General features: G+C 31.7%; 27 protein-coding genes and 3 pseudogenes. 26 read left to right on the top strand and 4 right to left on the bottom strand.

Annotation, left to right across the window (positions count from 1 at the left end):
- Positions 1–150: 150 nt before the first annotated feature.
- Positions 151–288, top strand: a pseudogene (locus HFD15_RS13125) (IS6 family transposase); the annotation flags it as partial.
- Between the two features lie 232 nt (positions 289–520).
- Here the strand turns inward: HFD15_RS13125 and HFD15_RS13120 are convergent.
- From HFD15_RS13120 to HFD15_RS13105, 4 genes are all read right to left on the bottom strand, one after another.
- Complete coding sequence (locus tag HFD15_RS13120) at positions 521–2,638, bottom strand: heavy metal translocating P-type ATPase (protein ID WP_167593684.1); 2,118 nt, start codon at positions 2,636–2,638, stop codon at positions 521–523.
- The gene (locus HFD15_RS13115) at positions 2,635–2,994 is read right to left on the bottom strand and encodes a metalloregulator ArsR/SmtB family transcription factor (protein WP_003726380.1); all 360 of its coding nucleotides are present in this window, start codon (positions 2,992–2,994) and stop codon (positions 2,635–2,637) included. The genes HFD15_RS13120 and HFD15_RS13115 overlap by 4 nt, the downstream gene beginning before the upstream one ends.
- A 186-nt stretch (positions 2,995–3,180) precedes the next feature.
- A complete protein-coding gene (locus HFD15_RS13110; protein ID WP_058224192.1) occupies positions 3,181–4,008 on the bottom strand; it encodes a hypothetical protein in 828 nt (275 codons plus the stop codon).
- Positions 4,005–4,322 carry a PadR family transcriptional regulator gene (locus tag HFD15_RS13105; RefSeq protein ID WP_046124268.1) on the bottom strand — a complete coding sequence of 106 codons (318 nt, stop codon included), beginning with the start codon at positions 4,320–4,322 and terminating at the stop codon, positions 4,005–4,007. The genes HFD15_RS13110 and HFD15_RS13105 overlap by 4 nt, the downstream gene beginning before the upstream one ends.
- Positions 4,323–4,515: 193 nt before the next feature.
- Between HFD15_RS13105 and HFD15_RS13100 the strand changes: the two are divergent.
- The 25 genes and pseudogenes from HFD15_RS13100 to HFD15_RS12975 form a co-directional block, all read left to right on the top strand.
- A pseudogene (locus HFD15_RS13100) lies at positions 4,516–4,704 on the top strand (replication protein RepB); the annotation flags it as partial.
- A 136-nt stretch (positions 4,705–4,840) separates the two neighbouring features.
- Positions 4,841–4,981, top strand: a complete 141-nt coding sequence (locus tag HFD15_RS13095; RefSeq protein ID WP_081041458.1) for a lactococcin family bacteriocin — start codon at positions 4,841–4,843, stop codon at positions 4,979–4,981.
- A complete protein-coding gene (locus tag HFD15_RS13090) occupies positions 4,978–5,280 on the top strand; it encodes a hypothetical protein (RefSeq protein WP_011834671.1) in 303 nt (100 codons plus the stop codon). Before HFD15_RS13095 ends, HFD15_RS13090 begins: the two co-directional genes overlap by 4 nt.
- A gap of 593 nt (positions 5,281–5,873) precedes the next feature.
- Positions 5,874–6,428 (top strand): DUF805 domain-containing protein, encoded by a 555-nt coding sequence (locus tag HFD15_RS13080; protein ID WP_167593683.1) that lies wholly within the window; start codon positions 5,874–5,876, stop codon positions 6,426–6,428.
- A gap of 100 nt (positions 6,429–6,528) precedes the next feature.
- Positions 6,529–7,197: a CPBP family intramembrane glutamic endopeptidase gene (locus HFD15_RS13075; protein ID WP_167593682.1), complete on the top strand. Its 669-nt coding sequence runs from the start codon at positions 6,529–6,531 to the stop codon at positions 7,195–7,197.
- A 266-nt stretch (positions 7,198–7,463) separates the two neighbouring features.
- Entirely contained in the window at positions 7,464–7,742 is a 279-nt protein-coding gene (locus HFD15_RS13070; protein ID WP_058225188.1) for a hypothetical protein, read from the top strand.
- A gap of 97 nt (positions 7,743–7,839) precedes the next feature.
- A complete protein-coding gene (locus tag HFD15_RS13065; protein ID WP_167595248.1) occupies positions 7,840–8,226 on the top strand; it encodes a hypothetical protein in 387 nt (128 codons plus the stop codon).
- A gap of 10 nt (positions 8,227–8,236) precedes the next feature.
- Entirely contained in the window at positions 8,237–8,728 is a 492-nt protein-coding gene (locus HFD15_RS13060) for a hypothetical protein (protein WP_058225190.1), read from the top strand.
- Between the two features lie 14 nt (positions 8,729–8,742).
- The gene (locus tag HFD15_RS13055) at positions 8,743–10,578 is read left to right on the top strand and encodes a VirD4-like conjugal transfer protein, CD1115 family (protein WP_104143637.1); all 1,836 of its coding nucleotides are present in this window, start codon (positions 8,743–8,745) and stop codon (positions 10,576–10,578) included.
- A 14-nt stretch (positions 10,579–10,592) separates the two neighbouring features.
- Entirely contained in the window at positions 10,593–10,868 is a 276-nt protein-coding gene (locus HFD15_RS13050) for a hypothetical protein (RefSeq protein WP_181952286.1), read from the top strand.
- Between the two features lie 97 nt (positions 10,869–10,965).
- Complete coding sequence (locus tag HFD15_RS13045) at positions 10,966–11,247, top strand: hypothetical protein (protein WP_181022889.1); 282 nt, start codon at positions 10,966–10,968, stop codon at positions 11,245–11,247.
- Positions 11,248–11,272: 25 nt separating this feature from the next.
- Positions 11,273–12,013, top strand: a complete 741-nt coding sequence (locus tag HFD15_RS13040) for a hypothetical protein (RefSeq protein WP_012477771.1) — start codon at positions 11,273–11,275, stop codon at positions 12,011–12,013.
- 2 nt (positions 12,014–12,015) lie between these two features.
- The gene (locus HFD15_RS13035; RefSeq protein ID WP_032398579.1) at positions 12,016–12,384 is read left to right on the top strand and encodes a PrgI family protein; all 369 of its coding nucleotides are present in this window, start codon (positions 12,016–12,018) and stop codon (positions 12,382–12,384) included.
- 16 nt (positions 12,385–12,400) lie between these two features.
- Entirely contained in the window at positions 12,401–14,713 is a 2,313-nt protein-coding gene (locus tag HFD15_RS13030; protein ID WP_238785374.1) for a VirB4-like conjugal transfer ATPase, CD1110 family, read from the top strand.
- A gap of 557 nt (positions 14,714–15,270) precedes the next feature.
- A complete protein-coding gene (locus tag HFD15_RS13025) occupies positions 15,271–16,575 on the top strand; it encodes a CHAP domain-containing protein (RefSeq protein WP_167593687.1) in 1,305 nt (434 codons plus the stop codon).
- Positions 16,565–17,155, top strand: a complete 591-nt coding sequence (locus HFD15_RS13020) for a hypothetical protein (protein ID WP_163656689.1) — start codon at positions 16,565–16,567, stop codon at positions 17,153–17,155. Before HFD15_RS13025 ends, HFD15_RS13020 begins: the two co-directional genes overlap by 11 nt.
- Entirely contained in the window at positions 17,136–17,483 is a 348-nt protein-coding gene (locus HFD15_RS13015) for a thioredoxin (RefSeq protein WP_218976155.1), read from the top strand. The genes HFD15_RS13020 and HFD15_RS13015 overlap by 20 nt, the downstream gene beginning before the upstream one ends.
- Entirely contained in the window at positions 17,480–17,707 is a 228-nt protein-coding gene (locus HFD15_RS13010; protein WP_167593680.1) for a hypothetical protein, read from the top strand. Before HFD15_RS13015 ends, HFD15_RS13010 begins: the two co-directional genes overlap by 4 nt.
- 103 nt (positions 17,708–17,810) lie before the next feature.
- The gene (locus tag HFD15_RS13005) at positions 17,811–19,052 is read left to right on the top strand and encodes a conjugal transfer protein (RefSeq protein WP_238785373.1); all 1,242 of its coding nucleotides are present in this window, start codon (positions 17,811–17,813) and stop codon (positions 19,050–19,052) included.
- Between the two features lie 19 nt (positions 19,053–19,071).
- Entirely contained in the window at positions 19,072–20,274 is a 1,203-nt protein-coding gene (locus HFD15_RS13000; RefSeq protein ID WP_238785372.1) for an ArdC-like ssDNA-binding domain-containing protein, read from the top strand.
- Complete coding sequence (locus HFD15_RS12995; protein ID WP_104143649.1) at positions 20,271–20,561, top strand: hypothetical protein; 291 nt, start codon at positions 20,271–20,273, stop codon at positions 20,559–20,561. The genes HFD15_RS13000 and HFD15_RS12995 overlap by 4 nt, the downstream gene beginning before the upstream one ends.
- Positions 20,562–20,770: 209 nt before the next feature.
- The gene (mobC, locus tag HFD15_RS12990) at positions 20,771–21,148 is read left to right on the top strand and encodes a plasmid mobilization relaxosome protein MobC (RefSeq protein WP_104143655.1); all 378 of its coding nucleotides are present in this window, start codon (positions 20,771–20,773) and stop codon (positions 21,146–21,148) included.
- Positions 21,145–22,662 carry a relaxase/mobilization nuclease domain-containing protein gene (locus HFD15_RS12985; protein WP_167593679.1) on the top strand — a complete coding sequence of 506 codons (1,518 nt, stop codon included), beginning with the start codon at positions 21,145–21,147 and terminating at the stop codon, positions 22,660–22,662. The genes mobC and HFD15_RS12985 overlap by 4 nt, the downstream gene beginning before the upstream one ends.
- Positions 22,663–23,092: 430 nt before the next feature.
- Complete coding sequence (locus HFD15_RS12980; RefSeq protein ID WP_167593678.1) at positions 23,093–23,539, top strand: GNAT family N-acetyltransferase; 447 nt, start codon at positions 23,093–23,095, stop codon at positions 23,537–23,539.
- A gap of 339 nt (positions 23,540–23,878) precedes the next feature.
- Positions 23,879–25,016: pseudogene (locus HFD15_RS12975) on the top strand (IS3 family transposase).
- Positions 25,017–25,086: the final 70 nt, after the last annotated feature.

Raw genomic sequence — 25,086 nt, 5'->3', positions numbered from 1 at the left:
TAGAAAAAAACACAGAAAACTAAGCATAGTCTACTGTGTTTTTCTTTATGTTACAGACGCCACTTGACTGTTTATTCGGTTCTGTTGCAAAGTTTTCCAAAAAATCTATTTTAGTGTAAAATTGAGAAAAAAGACAGAGAGGACAGAGTAATGAATCATTTTAAAGGCAAACAATTCAAAAAAGACGTCATTATTGTCGCTGTTGGTTACTACCTGCGTTACAATCTAAGCTATCGTGAAGTTCAGAAATTGTTATATGATCGTGGAATAAATGTTTGCAACAGAACCTAATTTTTAAAGAGATGAAATTTATAATTTGAAGATCTTATTTTATTTCTCTGGACCTTTCTATTATCTAAGGAAATCAAAGTATTAATGGGAACACCTACTTAATAAGGTTAGACTGTCATTTTAATATTTAAATGGCGCATAGTTTGCTTCATAACTAGCGTTCAAAAAAACTAAAAAGTATCATAAAAAGAAGGCACGCTTATAAACATGCCTTCTTTTATTTGTTGTGTTATTTAACTTTCATCAATCGTAATCCGTTTAATGTTACTAAAAGCGTTGCTCCCATATCTGCTACAATAGCAATCCATAGTGTTAGCCAACCTGGTATGACTAGTAGTAGAGCTAATAGTTTTATACCTAATGAGAAGGTGATATTTTGCTTAATTACTTTTAGAGTTTGACGGCTAAGTCTAACAATGAATGGTAATTTTTGTAAATCGTCGCCCATTAGAGCAACATCAGCAGTTTCGAGAGCCGTATCTGTTCCTGCACCGCCCATTGCAATACCAACCGTCGATGCAGCTAATGCTGGTGCATCATTAATGCCGTCGCCCACCATTGCTACTTTATTATAAGTTGTCCGCAATACTTTAATCGAATCTAATTTTTCTTGAGGCATTAGATCTCCTTTTATTTCAGTCACACCTAATTGCTTACCAATAGATTCAGCGGTTTTAGTATTATCACCAGTAAGCATAATAGTGTGTTCAATTGACAACTTGTGGAGTTCAGAAATAACGGCAGTACTTGAATCTCTTACTTCATCCGCGACAGCAATTACTCCTAAAATTTGTTCGTCAGTACCGAAATACATGGCGGTTTTCCCTTGTTCTTGAAATTGTCTGTATTGTACTTTGACCGCTGTTTCTTCGATTACTGATGCAGAAAACAGTTTAGGGCTTCCAATATAGTAACGTATGTTCTGATGTATACCTGTAAGTCCTTTACCTGTGATAGATTGGAAATCCTCGATTTGTATTGACTTGTAATCCACATTAGTTTTATCCGCTTCGTTTAAAATAGCAGAAGCTAATGGGTGTTGAGAAAGAGATTCCAACGATGAAATAATCGATAGATAATTTATATCAGTTTCAGAACTGGTTGCAATGAAATCCGTTACGACAGGCTTTCCTTTTGTTAAGGTTCCAGTCTTATCGAAAGCAATTGCTCTCAAATGACCAATTTCTTCCAGATAGACTCCGCCTTTTACTAAAACACCATTTTTTGCTGCATTACCAATAGCCGAAACAATTGAAACAGGTGTTGAGATCACTAATGAACAAGGACATCCGACAACTAAAATGGATAACCCTTGGTAAAGCCATTTATTCCAGTCACCACCAAAGAATAGCGGAGGAACAACCACTATCAAAAGGGCCATAATAATTATGAATGGCGTATAGTATTTTGCAAATTTATCTACAAAGGCTTGTGCAGGAGCTCGTTCTCCTTGCGCTTCTTCAACTAAGTGAATGATTTTGGCAATCGTTGTATCCGTTACTTTTTTTGTTACTTTGACTTCAAGAACACCTTCTTCATTTAGTGTTCCTGCAAACACTTCATCATCTAACTGTTTTTCAACAGGAACCGATTCTCCTGTTATTGCTGCTTGATTTACTGAAGAATGACCGTTGATAACAAGCCCATCCATGGCTATTTTTTGTCCGGGTTTAATGATCATAATATCGTCGATATCGATTTTATCGACACTGACTAATTGCTCTACATTGTTTCTCCTGATAAGAGCTTCTTTGGGAGCTATATCCATAAGAGAACGAATCGACTGTCTTGCTTTATCCATTGAAAATCGTTCCAAAGCTTCGCTAATAGCAAATAGTATTACTACAATAGAACCTTCGGCCCATTCTCCAATAAATGCGGCCCCAATAATTGCAATAGTCATTAAAGATTCCATGGAGAAGTCCAATTTGATCAAATCAGAGAACCCTTCTTTAAATAAATCAAATCCACCAATTATTATTGCCAATATATAAAGAGCTTTCGTTAATAAATGATCTTCGCCCAATGATAGTTGGGAAATCACAGCAACAAGTATAAAACCAAGAGAGATGATTAAAGCGATATTCCGTTTAATAAAAGACTCTTTTGATCTAACTTGTTCATCATTTTCTTGATCATCACGAATGATAAGATTTTCGAAGGCTCCCGCTTCTTCGAGTTCTTCAATTGTTGTTTGGCCTTCTACTGAAATCTTACTTGCACCAAAGTTTACTGTTGCACTCGTAACTCCTGGCAACTGCTTTACATTTTTTTCAAATTTACCTGCACAATTTGTACAGCTTAATCCTTCTATTCGATAGGTTTTTTCGGTCATTTTCTCACTCATGCTAGCACCTCTTCTTTAAAATTTACGCCAAGCTCCATAAGATTTAAGATTTTGATATTTTTAATAAAATAGTAGACTAACTTACCATCCTTGTGACTATCAACTACTCCCAATTTTTTTAAGGAGTTCAGATGGTGTGAAGTTGTTGCGACCGAAGCATCAATGATATTAGCAATATCACAAACACATAGCTCATCTTCATGAACTAAAGCATGTACAATTTTAAGTCGATTTTCATCTGACAATATTTTAAAGAAACCACTTACTGACGGAGTATCAAAGTTTGCTAGTTTAGATTTAGCACGATTAACTTTGTCTTCATGAATACAAGTTATTTCACAAATTTCATTATTCATACGATCATTCCTTTACATTCAAATGTTTGTTTGAATGTATTATATCAGAACATTCATCTATATTCAAGTGAATGTTTGAATGTTCATAAAATGGTCATTTTCTGATCACATAATTGGTGTGATAAAATCAGACCAAACAAAAAAACAGATTTACATTTTAAAACAATCTGTTTTTTTGTTTCAACTTTAATCTTCATTTCTCATGATATAGTAGTAAGTTCCGACTCCACATACAATTGCAACAATAGGTCCGCCAATTATTATAACCCATAATGCCGTTGATTTTGATATTGGTTGTGTTAGTAAATCATCAAGGATCGGAATTCGACTACCAATTCCAAGTATCGCATCAATTATAATTAAGACATAAATAGTAATCAGAAATGGCATTCGTTTACGCTCAATTATGAATATTATTGTTGTGATAACTAATAAGATTAAGATAATACCAATTCCCCACCAACCCGGTATCCTAAAAGAAAGTGGTGTTTTAAAAAAAATACTCCCGATGATTAGGCTAACAAAAATTACAATACCAAAAGCATAACTAGTGTATTTTTTTATTTTATTTGTTTGATATGTTTCTTTTCCTATTAGCCATAAAGCTGTAATTGAAAATATAAAACCAAGTATTCCAAATATTATTAAATTACCAAGATCTAATTTCGATGAAGGAGACACCATATTGGGAATAGTAAAGAAAATAACATAACCAATCACGATATAACAAGCTATCTTAAAAATATCAAAAAAATGTTTAGGTAATGTTTTAAGGATCTCATCTGCCAAAGACTTTGGGTCTCTACCAAAATAGAACTCGGCAGATTCTCCATTACTTTGAGCATCGATTAAGTCATGCAACATGTCTAACAAAAGTTGTTCCACATCTTTTTCTCTGTTGAACGTTGATTTACTACGAATATAGACTAACAAATCTTCATAGTATCGTTTGTTTTCTGAGTTTAAATTTTCCCGTAGTTGATTATTTTCATTAATTAACTTATCACTGTTCATAAATCACTCCTTCTTTCATTAATTAAATCATTGACACTAAGTGAGAGTATATTCCATTTAGCGAGAAATACTTTTCGTGCTTGTTTACCAGTATCTGTTATATAGTAATATTTTCGTTGTGGCCCTTCTTTAGATGGTTCAATTTTACCAAGGATTAATCCTTTTTTTTCCATACTGGTTAGCAATGGATAAATTGTTCCTTTAGGAATATCAGCAAACCCATACTTTGAAAGTTCCTGACTGATCGCATAGCCATAATATGGTCGTTGATTAATTAAAATTAACAAACAGCCTTGTAGAATTCCTTTAAGCATTTGACTAGAAATATCTGTTTGAGACAAGTTTTACTCCTCTTCTTAACTATCTTGCATTGCATATTAGTATTATAACATAAAACACTAGTTTGTAAAGCATAATAGTTGATGTAAGTATTTTTATTTAGCATTCTATACCTCAATGTTGTGAACTAGTTCAATTATGACGTTAAGTCAATTTAAGAGTAGTCCAATTGCTAATATGCGAGAATTAAGAAGGTTTGTTAGAAATCATGGTTCAGAGCATAACTTGCCAAGTATGAAAGTTATTAATTCTGTTTTACGTTCACATACTGGATTAGTCCGATTGTATTTTGATGCTGTTTATCAAGAGCGTAAATATGGTTCTAAAATCGACGAGGAAACAGACGAAATTTTATAAATATAATTTAGTGATTCTATTTTTACAGCTAAATTAGTGAAATTATTCTTGATAATTTTTTTATTAACAATTGTTAATGATTTTTTTAATTAAAGAATTATAATCAAATCATTAACAATATCAAAGGAGTTAGAAAATGGAAATTCAAACAAATTTTCAAATTGTATCTGATGAAGAACTTTCAGAAATAGTTGGGGGTGGTTATCCTAATAATCAAAGTATGAATGATGTTCTTCATTGGCTTAATGGATGGGTGGATTGGGGTGAATTAGATTGACAAAATATATTTACCCTAATTTAAAAGATAATCAAAAATATTTATTAAAAATTATTGATGGGATTTTAACTAGCAATAATATTTCAAGCGAAGAAAAGAAGCTTTTTCTGATTGCAAAAAGCAATATTGAAAAGGGTAGAAATTTTGATCCCCAAATCAGTGAATTAATTTCTAGTTTACAGTACCTTGTTCATTCAGATGATGTGCTTGTTTTTTTTGAAGAAGCACGAAAAATAATGCAAATTAACCCAGGAACCGGTGGTTCTCCATATGGTTGGTCAAATTTTGAAAGTAAATAGTCATTTACTAAAAGCAGAGAACAAAAGAGACAGGAAACTGTCTTTTTTGTTTGCTTGGGGTCCGGGGCAAACGCCCAATTTTGGCAACTGCAGTTGCCAAAACTTTCCGCAGGAATCGTCAGACAGACCTTACCTTTATGTTAATAATGTCTAGTAAGTTATACTTTGATGCCGTTTATCAGGAACGTAAGTACGGCAGAGAGGACATAAACAAAGAGACTGGTGAGATACAAAATTAATTATAAAATGGGAAGTGGGTGCTCAAAATGAGCGCCCTTTTTTGTTGTCGGCTAGCCGACTTCTGATACATTTTTTTAAGCACAAAAACCACCCAATTTTGGAGTGGTGTGTAAGGGTTCTGTTGCAAAGTTTTACATTAAAATAGATTTTTTGGAAAACTTTGCAACAGAACCATCTTATGCATACTAGCTTTCGTTGTTACAATGCTCGTCTCATGGTTTAAGCATTAATAATGAACAAATGACTAATAAAATAGCTATTTTGGGGTTGGATGTTAGAGAATTAATCTATAGGATTCTCTTTTTATTCTTTATTTTGTTATGATTGATTTAGAAGAAGGAGGATTTTTAATTATGGAAAAAATAAATGAAGTTCCTGGGCAAGTGAGTTTTGGACGAGCATTGAAGGATTTTTTTATTGGATATATTGATTTCAAGGGAAGAACGACTCGAGCTGGATATTGGTGGATGACGTTAATTTTAATGATTATTTCATTTGTTCCAATTATTTTTTTTGTCTATGTAGCAATTGGTTCTGATATGAGTATTTCAGGGAGTGCAAACGAAACTGATGTTTTGGCTTCTACGTTTGAAAGCTTTATTATTCCATTGTTTATTATGGCTATTATTGGGATATCATTATTTCTCCCAAGCCTCGCTATGGCTGTGAGACGCTATCGAGATGCTGGTTTACGAGGGCGAGGATTTTTAGTTTTATGGGGCATATCCATTGCTTCTAGTTACACAGAAACAATAAGTACCTTACAACAAAGCGGCGGAAGTGCAATATTCACATTTTTGACATACGCGATAGGGTTACTGTTCTTTATTTTGACAGTGTTACCAACTAATGCAGTTACTACAAAATCGGATAATGGCTTTATACTCTTTTTCTTACGAGCAAAATAATAATAATCTATATTTGAATTTACAAAGAATAAAAAAGGTTCTGGTATAAAAATTTCCAGTACCCTAAATTTAATCTATTAATGAAAGTTGGAAAAGAATTTTGAATTATATTAAGAAATTTTTTATTGTATTGGGGCTTGCAATACTCAGTCAAATAGGGATGGCTGTTTATGGTGGAGCAAAAGGTTTTTCTTTAGAAACCGGTGCACACAAGTTATCCTTACTAGCTGTACTCATTCTAATTATATTTATTGTGGGGAACATCTACTTATTAATGTATTTAGGTAAAAAGTTAGGTTTTTTAACGCCAAGCAAAGATTTCCTCACTAAGAAAAACATTATATACATCTTAGTGGGTACTCTAATTGCTCGGACTATCGGAATTGGTGGTACATTATTGCTTAATGCCACAGGAGTCACACAGACGGCAAATGATGAAGCGATAGGACAACTTTTTACAGGTGAAAACCCATTATTAATTATCTTACTTATTGGTATCGCAGCTCCAATAATGGAAGAAATCGTATTTAGAGGAGGAATTGTCGGCTATTTATTTAAAGACCTTCCAGTTGTTGGAATTATTGTAAGTAGTGTGCTTTTTGGGTTGATGCACTCCCCAACAAACATCATCAGTTTTCTTATTTATGGTTTAATTGGATTGACCTGTGCTATAGCTTACTTTAAGACAAGACGATTAGAAGTTAGTATAGCTATACACTTTTTAAACAACATTTTACCTGCATTGGTACTTGCTTTCGGTATATCATAGTAAATAACGTTAAGTTATGAACAAAAAGACTTGTCAAAGGTTTTTCTTGGCAAGTCTTTTTGTTCATGCTCGTTGGTCTGCTTGACGACAGAAGCAGTCCGCTTGCAAAGCGGAATTGGTATATCTATAAAAGATGTTGTTGCCTTGCAATTCTGAATTATCAGACAATTAAGATAAAGGTAATATAAAAGTAACCGCAACGCAACGGTAATGTTAATTTAGATTGATAATAAGTATATAATAGTAGTTATAGAAAGGAGTAAACATTGAAAGAAAATAATTGGTATACATTTTCAGAGGGTAGTAAAAAACTAGGAAAAAGCCATTCGTATTTGTATAAAAGTATGAAAGATAGACCTGAACTATTTAAAAGTACAATGATTCAAAAACAAGGTCGAATTTGGTTAATTTCAGATGAAGGCTTGAATCATATTAAAAAGAATACAAAAAAAGAGGGCGACCACCTAAGAGAGGTAACTCTTAACGTGGTCTACAAAACAAACTACCACTTTGTTTTTACCTCTTTCAATCTTAACATTTTTTAAGTGCTATTAGCCTTAAAAAATTTAATGAAAATAGTCTGAATAATCAAAATATTAGTACATGCCAATTATACTATGGTATATGAAAGAAGTGATAGTTATGAAAAAAATACAGAATATACTAGGTAAACTTTCTTTAATAATACTAATACCTTTTTCCTTGATTTTACTAGTATGCAATATTTTTATGTCTATGCTAAAAAAATTCTTTCCTATGTTATTTACTTTTATCCCTGTCGGAGCACTGACAATATGGATATATGGGGAAGTTGTGGCATTGATTACAGCTCACAAATTTATCAAGTGGAGTTATTTTACACCTAATGAATATCCGCAACCAATACCACATCTTTTTAATTGTGGAATGACTTGGGAAGCCTTCGCAAATTGGTATTTGTTACCAATTTCCATAATTGTAATTTTAGAATTTATTTCAATTTATGGAATTTTAGTATTATCAGATATTAAAGAAATAAGCGGAAAGTAGGAGATGAAAAATGAATGATGAAGAAGCAGTTAGAGTAGTTCTTGGTATTGGTCGGTTCACTATAACTAATGGATATAAAGGAGTTTCTAAAGTCTTGAATGGTCGCATAAAACATTTGAATAAACCAATATTTAATACAAGTGAAGTGTTAAATGAAAATCTATCAGAGAATAAAGAGGCTATCAAAGCATTAGAAAAAGAATATAAACAAAATGGAGTGGATTTTAAAACACGAGAATTACCTGACGGTAAAACAGAACTCCTTTTCCATGCTAAAGATAAAAACATGATTTTAGCCACAACGGAAAAAATTATGCACGATATGCAAGAAAACCCTAAAAAATACATCAAAAAAGAGCATGTCTTGACAAAACAACCTAGAAAATCAAAAACGATGCAGGAACGTATCGCTAATGCTAAAGCAAAAGAACAACAATTGTTAAAAGCTAAAGGAGTTAATAAAGCAGTAAGTAAAGGGAAAGGAATGGACTTAGAAATGTAAGTCTGATAAATGATATGGTTAAAAAAACAAAAATAATACTTTTATCAATCTTGGCAATTTTCATAGGTGTATTTTTCAATCATTTTACTTACTATTTCCTTTTAGAAAAATCTGACGGAATTTACAAACTTATAAATTGTTTAGAAAAAGTAACAAGTTCTCCTTATTTATTTTTCAGTATTCAAACCTATCCTTTATTACTATTCTTACTGGGTTTATTTATTGGAGGTTTAATACTAATTCTTAGCTTGGGTACAGGTAAATATAGACAAGGTAAAGAGTATGGTTCAGCAACTTGGGCAACTAAAGGTCAATTGAAACCTTTTCAAGCAAAACCACCTAAAATAAAAAAAGGCGAAACACCACCGGAAGAAGATATGAATATCATTCTTTCTAAAGATATAAAAATGAGTTTACCTACTCATTCAATGCCTTTTAAATATCAACGTAATAAAAACATCTTGTTAATTGCCGGAGCAGGTGCAGGTAAGACAGAAATGTTTGTCAAACCTAACCTATCTCAATTACATTCTTCTTATGTTGTTACTGACCCTAAAGGGAAGTTACTACATGAAACAGGAAAAATGATGAGTGAACACGGATATACCATTAAATGTTTTAACGTAAATGACTTTTCCAATTCAAACAAATTTAACCCCTTTAAGTATATTCGAGATGAAGTTACTTTAAAGCGTGTTATTCAATGTATTATAGATGCGACCAATGGAGAGAACAGTAAAAAAGGCGAACCTTTTTGGGATAAGTCAGAAGAATTATTGTTGAGTTCTTTATTTTCAATGCTTTATTACAACTATAAAGATGAAGTAGAAAGAAACCCTGACAAAGAAATAGAGTTACCAAAATTATATGAAGTTTCAGATTTAATCAGATTATTAAATAGAACAGATGAAGAAACACCCTCTCCCTTAGAACTGGCATTTGAAGGATTTGAAGAAGATTTTGGTTCAGATAATTACGCTGTTACACAATTTAATAGTTTCAAAAACTATAAAGGTAAAACAAGAAGTAGTGTTTTAGCAATTGCAACCGCTAGATTTTCAATGTTTGATTTAAAAGATATTCGAGAAGTTCTTGATGATGATGAGCTAGACATTGACAGTTGGATAGATAAAAAAACTATTGTTTATCTACCTATCCCTGACATGGATACAACCTTTAATTTCTTAACGACCATGATATTTGTTTTAGCTTTTAGAACACTAGAATATAAAATTGATAATATCCCACCTAAAAATGAATACTTGCACGTTCGATTTATACTAGATGAGTTCGCAAACTTAGGTAAAATACCGAACATCAAAGAAGCCTTAGCTGTTTTTCGTTCAAGAGAAATGAGTATAAATATCATTCTACAAAACCTTAATCAGCTTAGAGCGTTATATAAAGACGACTGGCAAAGTTTTGTTGGTAACTGTGATACTATCATGTATTTATCCGGTTCTACGGAGCCGGAAACGGAAAAATTCTTTTCAGAGAGAGCCGGAAAAGAAACAATAAATATGAGAAAACAAACAGAGAATAGAGGAGGTCAAGGCTCATATTCAATCAATCATGATGTTTTAGGAAGAGATTTAATCACTAAAGATGAAGTTAATCGCTTGCCACGTGATGAATGCTTGATTTCAATATCATCAATGCCAATGTACAAAGGTAAAAAATTTAAGTTTAACGGACACAAACGTTCAAGTGAATGGAGCAGAAGTTCAAATGATGAAAATTGGTTTGATTTCAAACCAGTACACAAGAAAAAAATTGTAAATGTAGTTGAAGAAGAAACTTTAAAAGATGATGAATATGTAGAAAATATTTATAGCCAATTTAATGACTAAAGGAGAAAATAATTATGAATAAACTTGAAAATTTAGTACAAGCTCACTCTAACACACTAGTATTTTTAGCATCAAACCCCGCCCTTGACGGAATTAAGAAGTTATTGACTTGGTTCTTTGGTGCAGGCTCAATCGGTTTAATCATTGTTGGAATTGTTCAAATTGCCGAAAGTATGGCAGAAAGTAATGGAGGACAACGTACAAGAGGAATTATGCTAATTATTGGTGGCTTGTTACTTGGTGGAGCAACATTACTAGTTAATTTACTTTCAGCACCTCCGACAGCTTAATATTAAAAAAATAGCTTTCGGGTCTAAAAATTTATTTTTAGAGCGGATAAAAAGCTATTTTTTTAATACAGATAGACAAAAAAGAAATGCAAAAAATATGGAAAACTTGATAGAAGACATATCAGAAGCAAAGGGTGTCCTGATTGGAGAAATTGTTCTAGTTATTGCATGGTTTTATTATTTAGGACACTTGGATAAGTTAAATGAAAAGCTGAAAGAATACTATTCATCATCGGACGGAGCGGTTGTAAGAGCCTTTAAAATCGTTTTTTCGGAACAAAATTCGTCTATTATGGGGTATCTGTTAGGCGGACTAGTATTATTAGCTTTGCTTATTGGTGTTGTTGTTGCCATAGTTATGTTTTGTTTTAATAATTAGCAAAAGAAATTAGGAGGTTCATTTTATGGACTTATTTAAAGTTTTAGGAGGACAAGAAGCCGATTTTAACACTAATGCTTGGAAATATGTAACTGATGTACTTTCTAGTTCAACTGTTAAAGTAGGAACATATTTAATCATATTTTTCCTGATTTTTGAAATAGCAAAAATTTTTGAAGAAGCGAATAGAAATAATGAGGGAACAGTAGTACCTATCACAATGCTACAAGCAGGAGTTACCGCTTGTTTAGCAGGTGCTATGGTCGCAAGCGTTCATTTAATTTTTCCTTTTATTAATTCAATTAGTGCAGGTGCTATTTCTTTAATTAAAGATTTAGGAACGTATAATGTAATTTCTCCGTCAAGTCCGTCAGCACCGTCAATTTGGGACGGTTTAGGAAAAATTATGGCTTGGGTAATTGAGTATTTAGCAGGAACGGTAGCTAGTATCATTGTCTTAGTGGTTATAGTAATGAGGACTTTGCAAATGTACATCTATACAATACTAGCCCCTATAGCCTTTTCATCTTTCGCTTCAAGGGAATATCGCTCTATCGGTATCAGCTTTTTAAAACAATATTGTGCGGTATGTTTGCAAGGCTTTGTTATTTTAATCATTTTAGGAATATCTAATTATTTTTCAGCTCCAAACGGTAGTGGAACACTAGCAGGAGGACTTGTCGCTATTATAAAACCAATTGTTGTTGCGGTTCTAGTCTTTCAATCAGGAAGAATTGCAAAAGAAGTCGTTGGTTTAGGAGGTTAAAAATGAATTTTAATGTACGAGTATATAAAGACGGTTCAAAAATACAGGCAAAAGTTTGTGGTATGACATTCAGACAATTTTTAGCATTATTGATGATAATTTTAGCTACCTGTCTATTGATGTTAAATTCTTTCATGCTACATATCAATGAGGTTTTATATAACATACCTATCTTGCTGTTATTGTTTGTTGGGTTGTTTATGACACTATTTAAATTAAAAGGCTTGACAGGCGACAAATATTTTAAATTAAAATGGAAATATATAACTACACCTAAAGTAAGGACATATCAAACAGAAAGGGTATTAAAATATGAGCATAAAGAATTTATTCAATCAAAAAAAGTCAAAGAAACAGACCCCTTTATCTAAGCATGAAAAGTTAAAATTGAAACGTTTGAAAACTAATGCTAATCGAGCTAAAAAAACTTCTAGTCAAAATACGTTAAAATACACTTCTCTTTTTGAAAATGGGTTGATGAATATTGTTGATGATAACTATTCTATGACCTATGAGCTAGGTTCAACTAACTATGCAACTGCGACAATTGAAACGAAACAGACCATTTTTGAAAAATACAATTCAATGATAAACACTATTTCTGACGAGGAACATTTTCAATTAACAATATTAGTATCAAAAGTTCATAGTAAAGAATATCAACAAAAAAATGAATTTGAATTACAAGGAGATGATTACGATTATTTAAGAGAAGAATTAAACCATTTAATACTCGAAAATTATCAAAATGGCTATAACAATTATCAAATAGACCGCTACATTACTATTTCAACAAAAGCCGAAAATAAGAAAAAAGCGTTAAGTAAATTAAAGAATACTGAAACGTTACTAGCAAGCTCACTAGCTCCTATCGAAGTGCCTATTAAGCAACAAACAGGTTTAGAGAGATTATCTTTATTCAACAAAATTTTAAACTATGACAAGCCTTTATATGGAAATTTTGACGATATAAAAAAATCTTGTCTAACGACAAAAGATTTAATCGCCCCTCAATCTCTGAAATTTAGTCAATCAGGTGTGGAAGTTGGCGAACGATTTAATCAGGTGCTTTATTTAAAGGAGTTTCCAATGGAATTATCGGATGGACTTTTTAAAGATTTAAGCATGTGTGGGCAAGAATTAGTGATTACAATACAAGCTGACCCTTACTCAATTATTGAAACGAGTAAACGTTTAAGAATGCAAGCAACAAGTATTGAGAGTGAAGTTATTAAACAACAAAAAATTGCAATTAAAGACGGTTATTCGCCTGATTTTATCGGACGAACAGCAAAAGAAACACAAGAAGATTTAAATGAGGTTATCAATTTAGTTCGTGAAACAGGAGATAAGCAGTTTTCATCTATCTTTTTAGTCTATATAACAGGAAAAACTAAAGAAGAAAGAACTGAAAACTCAAGAATTATTAAAGCACTTGGAGAAAAATATGGTGCAAATTTTGAAACTTTAGATTATCTACAAGAAGAAGCCTTAAATTCTGTGTTACCTATTGGAAAGAACTATACAGACTGTGAAAAGACTTTTCAACGTGATTTGATAACACCTAACTTATCAGTCAATTCGCCTTTCACAACAGTTGATATTAACCACAAAAAAGGTAAATTCTATGGTATCAACTTATTTTCTCATAACATTATTTCAATTGATAGACGAGATGAAAGTATGGACAATTCCAATGGGCTTATAACTGGCGTTTCCGGCTCTGGTAAGTCTATGACAGCTAAAAATGAAATTGTTACTACTCTCTTAAAAAACCCTAAAGATGAAGTAATAGTGTTATCTCCTGATGATGAATACAATGATTTACCTGAAAAATTGGACGGACAACTCATTAAAATAGCACCAAATACTAAACATCATATCAATATTTTAGATTTACCAAAAAAAGAAGATTTAAAAGACGGAGATGACCCAGTAGGTTTAAAATCAAGTTTTCTTGTCAGTTTATTTTCATCACTTTTTGAAACAGTATCAGAAATACAAGAAAGTATTATTGATGAAGTAACAATAGAAACTTACCAAAAACATGAAAAACCAACGCTTTTAGAATGGTACGAGGTGCTAGAAACTAAAACCTTTAACAATGAAGAAGCCTTAGATTTAACTCAAAAAATTAAAATGTATATCACTGGTTCAATGGATATTTTTTCAAAAGAAACCAATGTTGATTTAAATTCAAGATTTATCGTATATGACATTAGTCAATTGACAACTAAATTTAAACCTTTTGGCTTTATGGCACTAGAAGAAAACATTTGGCAGCGTGTGGTTAAGAACAACGCAAAAGGGATAACAACGTGGGTTTATTTTGATGAAATTCAAGTTTTACTATCCGGAAAATCAAGTGAAATAAGTCGTGAAAAATTCAAAGATATTTGGTCAAGAATACGTAAATATGGCGGAAACCCTACTGGTATTACACAGTTTATTGATACCGTCCTAGAAACACCGGAAGGGCGGTCAATGTTTTTCAATTCAGAGTTTTTAGTTCTCTTGAAACAGAAAAAATTTGCCATTGAAATAATAAAACAGCACTACAACATTACAGAACAACAAGAACAATACCTAAAAACACCTAAAAAGGGTAGTGGTCTAATTATTGCAGGTAATGCGATTGTGCCTTTTGAAAACACAATTCCTAGTAGCACAGAACTATATAAGATTATGCAAACGGACTAACGAGGTGCTTTATGGCAGGAAAGTATATTTTTAAGAATGGAGATAGATTAAAAAGAGAATTAAATAAGGTACTCAATCGCAAAGAGATTAAGAATAAGATTATCTTAAAAAAATCAAGCACGAAAGCTATCAAATTTAAAACTACAAAACCTTTAAAAGAGTTTAAATTTAACATTAAACCTATTAAAAGAACAAAGTTTAGAAAAATAAAAAAAATCACAAGAGTTGCCAATAAAGCTAAACAGATAAGCAACCCTTATGTTGTTGGTTTTTCAGAAATAAACGAAAAAGATAATAGTAGTGCAGATGAAAAGGCAGTTGGGTATACTAAAAAGACAGTAAATACTACTCGAAAGAAAGTCGCTGTTAAAACTAATAGAGCTATTTCTAAAAAACTACTCCAAACTAAATATTTTGGTAATAGTAGAACTCTTTCAAGATATTTAAGAAAAACAGACCCTAACCAAAAGTTCTTAAAAAGGAACTTGAATAGAGTTGAAAAAAAAGCAAGTCAAAAGATAGCCTTTGAAGCTGTAAAAGTAGCAAAAAATGTAGCAATGGCAAGCAAGGCAGTTGTTGGAGCAGTAGCAACAACCGTATCAGGTATTATCTCTTTTCCTTTTCTAATTGTCGGAGTGCTTGTTATTGTAATTGTCATGGTCGTTTGTGTGTTTACCGGACAAAATGATAATTGCGTGAAACCAGTTGACCCACAACACGAAGAGGTTGGAAAGCCGGCAAAAAGCATTGATGATTTCATTAAAAGTCATAAAGAAGCCTATATTCAATCATGGAAAGCAGGAGGCTTTCTACCGTCCGCAAGTATAGCTCAATCAATGGTAGAAAATGGTTTTAATTTTACAAACCCTAGTGGTACTTCCTTTTGGAAAGCACACAATATGGGGGGAGTTAAAACAAGTAAACTTTCTGATTTTCCAATAACAATTGCCACGTATGGCAAAGATAGTATTGATATAACAGGAACAAAGGCAGGAACAAGCGTAGGCGATAACACAGGCGGAGCTTACACTTATTTTAAAGACTATAACGCAGGCATAGTTGGTAAAGCAGAGTTCATGGCACATCAAACTTTGTATAAAGGAGCAATCAATAACACAAACCCACAAGCAACCTTAACAGCAATTTATATGGGAGGTTGGGCAACAGACCCTAAATATTTAAGCTCGCTTTTAAGTGCTTATAATACGTTAGGTCAAAATTATAAGTTTATTGATGATGAAGCCATTAAAAAATATGGAAAAACACCATATCAAGCAAACCATATTATACCTAATGTAATACCAAACAATGACCCACATAAAAATGATAGCAAGAATACAAACGAAGTAACTGCTGATGATAATGGTTGTGTGGTAGACCCTAACACATCTAACGGTAAAAATGGAGCACCTGTTTTAGATTTGCCTAAAGAGTATATTGGAAAACTCACTTTACCAATGCCTGACGACAAAAACTATTCAGGTAATAATTATCCTTTTGGGCAATGTACTTGGGGAGTTTATAATCGTCTTGCTCAAATTGGAATGCCGATTGAATGGTTTAGTGGCGACAGCGGAAATGGCGGTAATTGGGGAGCAAGTGCTAAAGCTAAAGGCTATAAAGTAGAAAAAGGAAAACCACAAATTGGTTGGGGGGCTAGTGTACCGGCAGGAGTAGCAGGTTCTGACCCAGTAGCCGGTCATATAGCAGTAGTTGAATATATTAACCCTGACGGTTCTATTCTTGTAAGTGAAACAAATGTAGTAAAAGCAGGAACTGGTACACGTAGTTGGCGAGTTTTAAGTAAAGAAATAGTATCTCAAATTCTATTTATTCAAGGAAAGGCACAGCATGGAAAATAAATTCTTTAAAATATTAAGTGGTATTTTCGGAGTAGCATTGCTTATTGCAGTAGTAGCTCTGTTTGCGACAAGCATTAGTGCGAACATGAAATTGAACGAAAAAAATAACAGTATCTCTAAATTATCTGCTGAAAATCAAAAAATTAAAAAGCAAAATGAAGAAGCACAAAAAGCAGGTCAAGGCAAAGTAGATGAACAAATAGAAAAATCAACAAAAGGTATTTTAAATGCTTTCTTGGTATATGATACAAAACACGTTACTGTTAAAGAACAACGAGATGAAGCCGGAAAATATATGACGGAAGAAGCCTTAGAACAAAACATAAAAAAAGTTGCTAAAGATTATAAAGCAAGTGTAAGTTCTGTATCAAAAATTAAAGGAAGTCCGGATATATATATTCAACCCACCAAAGATAATTTACAGAAAGTGCTTGTTGTTGTAGACCAAGAAATGGTAATTGATACTTACCCTACCGAAGCAAGTTGGCAATATGTTGGTACTTTTGATAAGAAAAAAAATATCTTTGTTGATTTCCATGTGTTAGGAGAATTAACTAAACTTGATACAAAAAATAATTAAAGGTTCAATAGTGATAGCCCTCACAGGCTTTCTGTTACTTGGTTTAAATTTTTATCGCACCGAACATAGTCAAGTGCCTATAAAAAGCATAGATAAAGACAAAATACAATTATTCTATCGTGATGACTGTCCGGACTGTAAAAAGATATTCAAACAAATTTATCTACACAACCTAATCAAACAAGATATACAGTTTATCAATCTTAAACCAATCAATAACAGACACTACATTGATGAGTACACAATTCATACTGTACCTACTTTCATTCACAAAAATAAAAGATATGCAGGTACTCAAAAAGAGAAAATAAAGGAGATTTTAAAATGAATAACCAATCCTTACAAGAAAGAAAAGAAGCATTAATTAAGCAACAAAAAGCTCTAATCAAAAAAAGAGATAACATCAATCAAGAACTTAAAGAAGTTAAAAAGAAAATCGAGGATAGCGAGAAAGACTATCTTATGGAATTTCTAAAAGATTCTAAAATGACAATTCATGAAGCGATTGAAAAACTTAAATCAAACAATGATAATCAAAATCATTATCAGTAACTAGCTTTAGATAACTAATTTAGCATGGATCTGAAATTTTTGGTTTTTAAAATTTAAGACCATGCGGAAGCTATCCGAGAATATAACTATAAGGAGGTTTAAAATGAATTTAGGGACAAAAAAAAGTTACTATGTGTTTTCAAAAACGGATATTAAGAAGTTTAAAGAAGAAAATAACAAACCTTTAGAATACATTGATTTAATTAAGTTAGTTATTGATACAAACTCTGAATTGTTGAAATTATATGAACTAAACACAAAGTCAGTTGAAATATCAAAATTTAATAAAAATGATAGCCTTATTCACTCACAACTTTTGAAATTACCTTTAGAAGCTGACACCGATTTTGATAAAATACTAGTCAATTTTAACGAAACCAAACCACCCAAAATTGGAAAAGCTACAAAAGTTGATAAAGCTACAAAAGACTTGACAGTAATAAATGACAAGGCTAATTATATTGAAAGAAAAGATTTTGAAAAAATATCAATCAAAAAAATATTAATCATAGGTTTTTCATTTATGACTGTGTTTATCATTGTCATTGGTTTTGTACTTAATCAATCAATCAATCGTGGAAATTCAGAACAAGAAAAGCTATCACAAGAACTGATAATCACTCAATTAGAAACAAGCGGAAAGTATGACAAAGTTGCTCAAAAGATGAAAGATTTTAATTATCCTAAAAAAGATATTGTTAATATGTATCTTGAAAATGGACAATTTGTGAATGCACTAAAAGCCGATAAAAAAGCTTTCACAAGCGTTTTAGATAAAATCGATACAATGAACAACAAAGAGCAACAAGAAGCCTTAAACGAGCTTAAAAAGGCAAATATTACCTCTAAAAAAGAAAGCATTAGCTTAGACTTGCGATTAGCTTTGCTTAACAAAGATATTGATTTTCTCAAAAAGAATATCAAGTCCGTTGATAGTCAAGCCTTGTCAGATAGAATTGTGAAGCTATTCATAGACGAAAAAGAATATGCTTCGGCAAATGAACAACTCAAATTCTTTGCAAACAAAGCACTAGACAAACAAGCAAAGCAAGCCGAACATGACGATAAAAAGCAAGCCCTCACAAACAAAGTGAATGAGTTGAAAAAAGCCATATCAGATACTCAAAAACAACTGGACGGAAAGAACAAACAACTTTCAGACTTGCATAAACAGCTTGATGACTTGAACAAAAATGACAAATCACCAGACAAAGGCAAACACGTTGATGATAAAAATAAAGAGATTGCCAATGCCAACAAAGACAAGAACAAAATCTCTGACATTCTGAAAGACCAACAAGGCAAAGAAAAAGAAGCACAAAAAGTAGTAGATGATTTTAAATAAAAATCACTATAAGTATGAAATGCTTCAAAAAAACGCTTGTGATTTTAAAGGACTTGCTCAAATATCAAAACAATACATTCAAGAAAACAATAAGCAAAACGAAAATCATTTATTTTCAAAAACAAAAAATGAAAGTAGGGAAAACATGGTTATTGATTTAGAAAAAGCAAAAGATAAAAACATAGAAATAACAAAACAAGGTGCTGATTCAAACATTCAAGAATTGTTAGAGAAAAAAGATACTAAAGGTTTATCTAACCTTATCAAAGAAAATATTACAGACTACAAAAATTTAGAAATGTTTAAAAACTATCTAAAATTTGTCGCTTCTTGCCCTCACTATTCTTCAAGAAATTTGAGATTTTTACAAAAACAAAAACCTGATGTTGGTTTGGTTGGTTCTTTCGGAGCATGGAAAATTCAAGGTTACCATGTAAAAAAAGGCGAACATGGTTTAAAAATTTTTATGCCTTGTACGAGAGATAAAAAAGATGTCAACGGAAATAAAATACTAGACAAAAACGGAAAACCAAAACAAGAAATGTACGCTTTTAAATTAGGAACAGTTTTTGAAACACACCAATTAGTTGAGTATGAAAATTTACCAAAACCAGTTGCTTATGTGCCGGACAACCCTGATGATAATCGCAAATTATTTTTCTCAATCACAAAGGCAAGTGATGTACCAATTAAGGTTTTAAAAACACCAGAAATGTGTTCTGGGGCAAATGGTTTTTACTCCCCTACAACGAAAGAAATTTGTTTAAGTCCTGACTTAAAAGGTTATCAAAGAATTAAAACTTTATTGCATGAAATCACTCATTCAAAATTGCACAAAGAGAGTCAAGAAGTTTTCGGTTCTGAAAAATATGCTTTACAAGAATTGGAAGCAGAATCTACCGCTTTTGTCGTTGCTAATCATTTAAATATTGACACAAAAGATTATTCAATCGGCTATTTAAATTCTTGGGGCTTTGATAAAATTTCTGATGAACAATTAGAAAATGTGATGAAAAATGTTCAAGCGACCGCAAAAGAATTAATTGAAAAAATTGATATTGAATTAGAAAAATATGTTGCTCCTGTACCGAAAAAATCAATGACAATGAAAGAAAGAATTGATAAGGCAAAAACAAAGTTATCTGAAAAAAAGCCACAAGAAACTGAACTAAAAAATGATAAACTTTCAAACAATAAAATCAAAGGAGAAAATGAATTATGATTAATTATCAAGGCGAAGATTTTACAGAAACTGAATTTTATGGACGTGAAATTTTAGAAGCAATTCAACTGACAAATAAATTTCCAACTCCAAAAAAAGTATTGATAGAGATGTTAGAAGAAATGATACATGAACAATTAGATTTAATTGATAAAGAAGAATTAAATCATTACATTCACGCAAAAAAATATGTTCAAACTTTGACTGAAGATGAAGTTAAAAATTTGTGTTTTGAAGTCAAAGATTTATACGAAGATGTCTTAAAAGAATTTGAAATTAAGCTCTAATTTTTTTCAAAAAGGGGGATTGGGGGACACCACAAAAAATAAAAATATTCGTCTGAAACAAACAAAAATAAAATTGGAAATTTTAGCTTTTGTGAGTGAAAGAGGAATACTTTTTACTGTAAGTGTAGCCACACTTGCTAAGCTCGCTAAAGACACTCACCCCCTATTTTGAGCTTTTAGAGTTGACAGATATTTGTGAGGTTGACAAGATGAAAAAAATTAAAAATCGTGAGAGAAATATTTTAAAAAGGTTCTTCGTAAATGAAAAAGAAGACGAAAGAATTAAATGGATGATGAGAAAAACTGGTATCACTAATTTTTCTATTTTTGCTAGACGAGCCTGTTGCAATAAAGAGATTTTTTCTATTGATTTTTCAGAATATAAAAATATTATTTCTGAAATTGCTTCGACAAAATCTGAACTAAAACGTATCGGAAATAATATCAATCAAATTGCTAAACACTTAAACGAAAATAAAAATAATCAGACAAAAGAATGGATGTCTGATTATCAAAAGCAATTAGAAAATTTGGAAGATAAAATTCAAAAAGTGGTTCATTATATTTCAGAGGGGGAGTTAAAATGACAGTCATTAAAATGCCAAAACAATCGAACGGAACGGTTCATTCTTCAAAAGATTTAAACCAACTCATTGATTATGTGATGAACCCTGAAAAAACAAATGACTTTGAATATGTTTCCGGTCAAAACATTTTAGATATTCACTCAACCTGTGATGAAATGTTAGCGACACGAACAATGGCTATCGCTTTAAAAAACAAACCACGAAAAAATGAAATTTTCGGTTATCATTTTGTCCAATCTTTTTCTCCTGATGACCATTTAACGCCTGAACAAGTTCATGAAATTGGTTTAAAAACCATGAAAGAATATCTCGGAAGTTCTGCGGAATTTATTATTGCCACTCATACCGATAAGCCACACCTCCATAATCATATTGTGCTTAATGCAACTGACCCTTTAACTTTAAATAAATTTCATCAAAATAAAAATGATTTGGAAACTTTAAAAGAGATTTCTGACCGTATCTCTAAAGAGTATGGTTGTAAAATTATTGTCCGTCCTGAACAAAAGTTAGGGAATTCTCACAAAAATTATTTGGTCTATCTTGCTCAAAATTCTTACCGGAAAGAGATTAAAAACAAACTTGAATTTTTAATGAACCATTCTCATACGTGGGAAGATTTTAAAACAAAAGCAAGCGCCTTAAATTTAAAAGTGGACGACACAAAAAAATATACCACTTATCTTTTAGAGGGAAGCGAACAAACCAAAAAAATTAGAGATAGAAGTTTAAAAAATGATAAATTTTTAAAGGAAAATCTCAAAGGACAGATAGAAAGAAACACCATTGGTTATTCCGTTGAGGAAGTCGTGAAACTTTGGAATGACAAAGCAAGCATTCAAGAAAAAGGACAAGAAAAAGAAATTGAAATTTTACTTGAACATTGGCAAGTAACAAAAGAAACTGAAAAAGATTTAGTTGTAACCATTGATACTGCATTCGATAATGAAGCAACGATTAAGATACCTGCACGCTGTGTTGATAAATTAGAAAACGGACAATATAAAATATTTATTAAAAAGGGCGACCGCTTTTCGTATATTGATAAAAGAAGTCCGGCAAACCATAAAATCATGGTTGGGGCAACCGTTGCTAAAAATTTACAAAGACAAAGTGGAAATATCCCTCTTTATTCTGACAATGTCAATATCAAACTCAAACAAGTCTTTCATGAGTTCGATTTCTTAATCAGTCAAGGGCTTGGTTTTGATAGAAGTTTTGAAACCATAGGAGAAGAGTTAAAAGCCACCTATCAAGAAACACAACATCAATTAGACAAGCTAGACACAAAGATTTTAGAATACGTGGAAACAACAAAAACCTTGCCTTATGAAGATACCTCTATCAGAGATACCATTAAAAACTTAACAAAAGAACGTGATGATTTGCGAGATACTTTATATAAAGTCGATAAAAACATTCAATATTATCAAAAATCAGAACAACGTTTAGAAGCCTATCAAAAAAATCAAAGTCCAAAACATAAAGCACGTGATGATGACTTTGAAATTTAGTCCGTTGAAAAATCTGATGAGTAAACAATAAAAAAGTCGGATCTGAAATTTTTGGGCTTTAAAATTTAAGACCGGACTTTTTTATTTGAGTTTTGAAAAAACTCTATTTTTTACTTTGTAAAAAATAATGTTCCTGTCGTTGAGCAAACCAACGATTCAAGCACTAAAGAAATTGAAAAATGAATTTTTCACTCCCTTTAATGCTTGAATCGCCCTATAAGCTCATGTTTTGCCTTTTAAGCCCTTTAAAAAGCATTCTGATATAAATTTTCTGTAATATCTGACTGAAAAAATATTTTCAGAAATTATCGCAAAATTACTATCAATGTTCTTGAGCGGACTCTATAATGTTGTCCAAAATAATTTTTGACTCTAATAAATTGACTTAACATCATTATTCCTGAAATAATTTTTTTAGAAAGAAAAAAGATTGAAAATAATAACTTATGAAGAAAAATATAGAGATGATTTAATATTTATGATTTTAGAAGCTAAAGATTCAATTGGTAGGATTCCAGAAATTAATCCAGACTTACTAAATATAAAGGAAGAATACCTTGATAAAGGAGATAGTTTTTGGCTTTTAATAGATGTAGAGGATAGGGTTATTGGTTCTATTTCTTATTCTTCACTTCCAAACTCATCGGAAGTATTTTTACATCGTTTTTTTATAAAGTCAAAACTGAAAAATAAAGGGCTGGGGAGTAAATTACTTTATTTTGTGGAAGATTATTTAAAAAAACTTGGGAAAACAAAAATAAGAATTCATCTAGGACAACCCAAAAATCAATGGATTGAATCATACTATTTTTATCAAAAAAAAGGATACAAGTTTTATAAAAAAAATTTTCTACAAAAAAATTTAGATACAAATTGAACCATATTTTTGAAAAAGTGAAATAAATTTACGAAAATTCTTTTATAAATAAAATTTTATGATTTTCACTCCAGAAATGCTATCTTTCCGAAAAATTTAGATTTTTCGTACACTTATAGTAAGCGAAAACCGCACTGTTGAGCGATTTAAGTTTTATAGAGGGTGGAAATCAGCAAAAAATCCAACTTTATGAGAAATAAATTATAAAATTAGAGTGTTTTTAATCGAAATTCCTGGTATATTTTTATAGAAAATATGATTTTGGAGCTATAGTATAAAAGTGGACAGATAAACGTATATTATAATCTGTTTAATAAACACTAAAAAGGAAATCTTTCTATGGCTAAAATTAAACGCTATGACGACGAATTCAAAAAGTCTCTCGTTGACCTTTATCTCGCAGGTAAAACTCAATCTGACCTCTGTCGTGATTATGGTGTCTCTGGCTCTGCACTCTCTAAATGGGTAAGACAGTTCTCTGAAGTAAAACTTGAGGACAATTCAGTCCTTACCGCAAAACAGATTCAAGAACTTCAAAAAAGAAATGCCCAATTAGAAGAGGGGAATCTCATCTTAAAAAAAGCAAGTGCCATATTCATGCAAAACTCCAAATAAAAGTACAAGCCATCCATCGTTACGATTTGAACACACGACAGTTATGCTCTGTCGTGTTTTACATGTCAATCGTTCCACCTACTATAACTTCATTAACAAGAAGCCTTCAAAGCGTGAAATAGAAAATCAACGCTTGAGAAAACACCTCCTTGAGATTTATATGAAAGCCAAGAAAAGAATTGGCACAAGAGCTTTTAAAATTATACTTTTGCACGATTATGGCATCAATATCTCTGAAGGTCGAATTTTTCGACTTCTAAAATCAATGAATCTCCCCAAAATGTCAACGACTAAGCCTCGTTTCAAATCAAGAAAACCGCCTGTGTTTTCTTCTGAAAACTTGCTTAAACAAGAATTTAATCCTAATCTTCCTAATCAAGTTTGGACTACTGATTTCACTTATATTTCGATTGGAAACAAACGTCATGTTTACCTCTGCGCTATTCTTGACCTCTATTCTAGAAAATGTATCGCTTGGAAAGTGAGTGATAAAATTGATGCCAAATTGGCCTGTGATACATTACACATCGCAATTAACACAAGGAAACCAACTGAACCAATTCTATTCCACTCTGACCAAGGCAGTCAGTTTAAATCTCAAGAATTTCGAAAACTTTTGGATGAGCATCATCTAATGCCCTCTTATTCTAAACCAGGATATCCTTATGATAATGCCGTCACAGAGGTCTTTTTCAAGTACCTTAAACAACGAGAAATTAATCGCAGAACTTATCAATCCATTCAAGAAGTTCAACTCTCTTGCTTTGAATACATCGAACAATTTTATAACAATTATAATCCACATTCTGCCAACAATGGTTTAACACCAAATCAGAAAGAACTAGAATATTTTAAAAATTAATTTCCATTTTCATGTCTAATTATTTGACATTAGTCCAAGTCAGGTTATAATGATTATAAATTAGTAATCG

This window comes from Lactococcus sp. EKM203L (genome assembly GCF_011800585.1).
Lineage (GTDB): Bacteria > Bacillota > Bacilli > Lactobacillales > Streptococcaceae > Lactococcus > Lactococcus lactis.
Note: the sequence above shows the minus strand (reverse complement) of the source record. Positions and strands in the feature narration are given on the sequence as shown.

Coding starts and splice junctions, on each gene's coding strand:
- HFD15_RS13000 (WP_238785372.1), top strand. CDS start 19,072: ATGCTTCAAAAAAACGCTTGTGATTTTAAAGGACTTGCTCAAATATCA.
- HFD15_RS13115 (WP_003726380.1), bottom strand. CDS start 2,994: ATGAATAATGAAATTTGTGAAATAACTTGTATTCATGAAGACAAAGTT.
- HFD15_RS13065 (WP_167595248.1), top strand. CDS start 7,840: ATGAAAAAAATACAGAATATACTAGGTAAACTTTCTTTAATAATACTA.
- HFD15_RS13095 (WP_081041458.1), top strand. CDS start 4,841: ATGGAAATTCAAACAAATTTTCAAATTGTATCTGATGAAGAACTTTCA.
- HFD15_RS13040 (WP_012477771.1), top strand. CDS start 11,273: ATGGACTTATTTAAAGTTTTAGGAGGACAAGAAGCCGATTTTAACACT.
- HFD15_RS13005 (WP_238785373.1), top strand. CDS start 17,811: ATGAATTTAGGGACAAAAAAAAGTTACTATGTGTTTTCAAAAACGGAT.
- HFD15_RS12985 (WP_167593679.1), top strand. CDS start 21,145: ATGACAGTCATTAAAATGCCAAAACAATCGAACGGAACGGTTCATTCT.
- mobC (WP_104143655.1), top strand. CDS start 20,771: ATGAAAAAAATTAAAAATCGTGAGAGAAATATTTTAAAAAGGTTCTTC.
- HFD15_RS13110 (WP_058224192.1), bottom strand. CDS start 4,008: ATGAACAGTGATAAGTTAATTAATGAAAATAATCAACTACGGGAAAAT.
- HFD15_RS13050 (WP_181952286.1), top strand. CDS start 10,593: ATGAATAAACTTGAAAATTTAGTACAAGCTCACTCTAACACACTAGTA.
- HFD15_RS13025 (WP_167593687.1), top strand. CDS start 15,271: ATGGCAAGCAAGGCAGTTGTTGGAGCAGTAGCAACAACCGTATCAGGT.
- HFD15_RS13060 (WP_058225190.1), top strand. CDS start 8,237: ATGAATGATGAAGAAGCAGTTAGAGTAGTTCTTGGTATTGGTCGGTTC.
- HFD15_RS13020 (WP_163656689.1), top strand. CDS start 16,565: ATGGAAAATAAATTCTTTAAAATATTAAGTGGTATTTTCGGAGTAGCA.
- HFD15_RS13035 (WP_032398579.1), top strand. CDS start 12,016: ATGAATTTTAATGTACGAGTATATAAAGACGGTTCAAAAATACAGGCA.
- HFD15_RS13010 (WP_167593680.1), top strand. CDS start 17,480: ATGAATAACCAATCCTTACAAGAAAGAAAAGAAGCATTAATTAAGCAA.
- HFD15_RS13080 (WP_167593683.1), top strand. CDS start 5,874: ATGGAAAAAATAAATGAAGTTCCTGGGCAAGTGAGTTTTGGACGAGCA.
- HFD15_RS13105 (WP_046124268.1), bottom strand. CDS start 4,322: ATGCTTAAAGGAATTCTACAAGGCTGTTTGTTAATTTTAATTAATCAA.
- HFD15_RS13055 (WP_104143637.1), top strand. CDS start 8,743: ATGGTTAAAAAAACAAAAATAATACTTTTATCAATCTTGGCAATTTTC.
- HFD15_RS13045 (WP_181022889.1), top strand. CDS start 10,966: ATGGAAAACTTGATAGAAGACATATCAGAAGCAAAGGGTGTCCTGATT.
- HFD15_RS12995 (WP_104143649.1), top strand. CDS start 20,271: ATGATTAATTATCAAGGCGAAGATTTTACAGAAACTGAATTTTATGGA.
- HFD15_RS13120 (WP_167593684.1), bottom strand. CDS start 2,638: ATGAGTGAGAAAATGACCGAAAAAACCTATCGAATAGAAGGATTAAGC.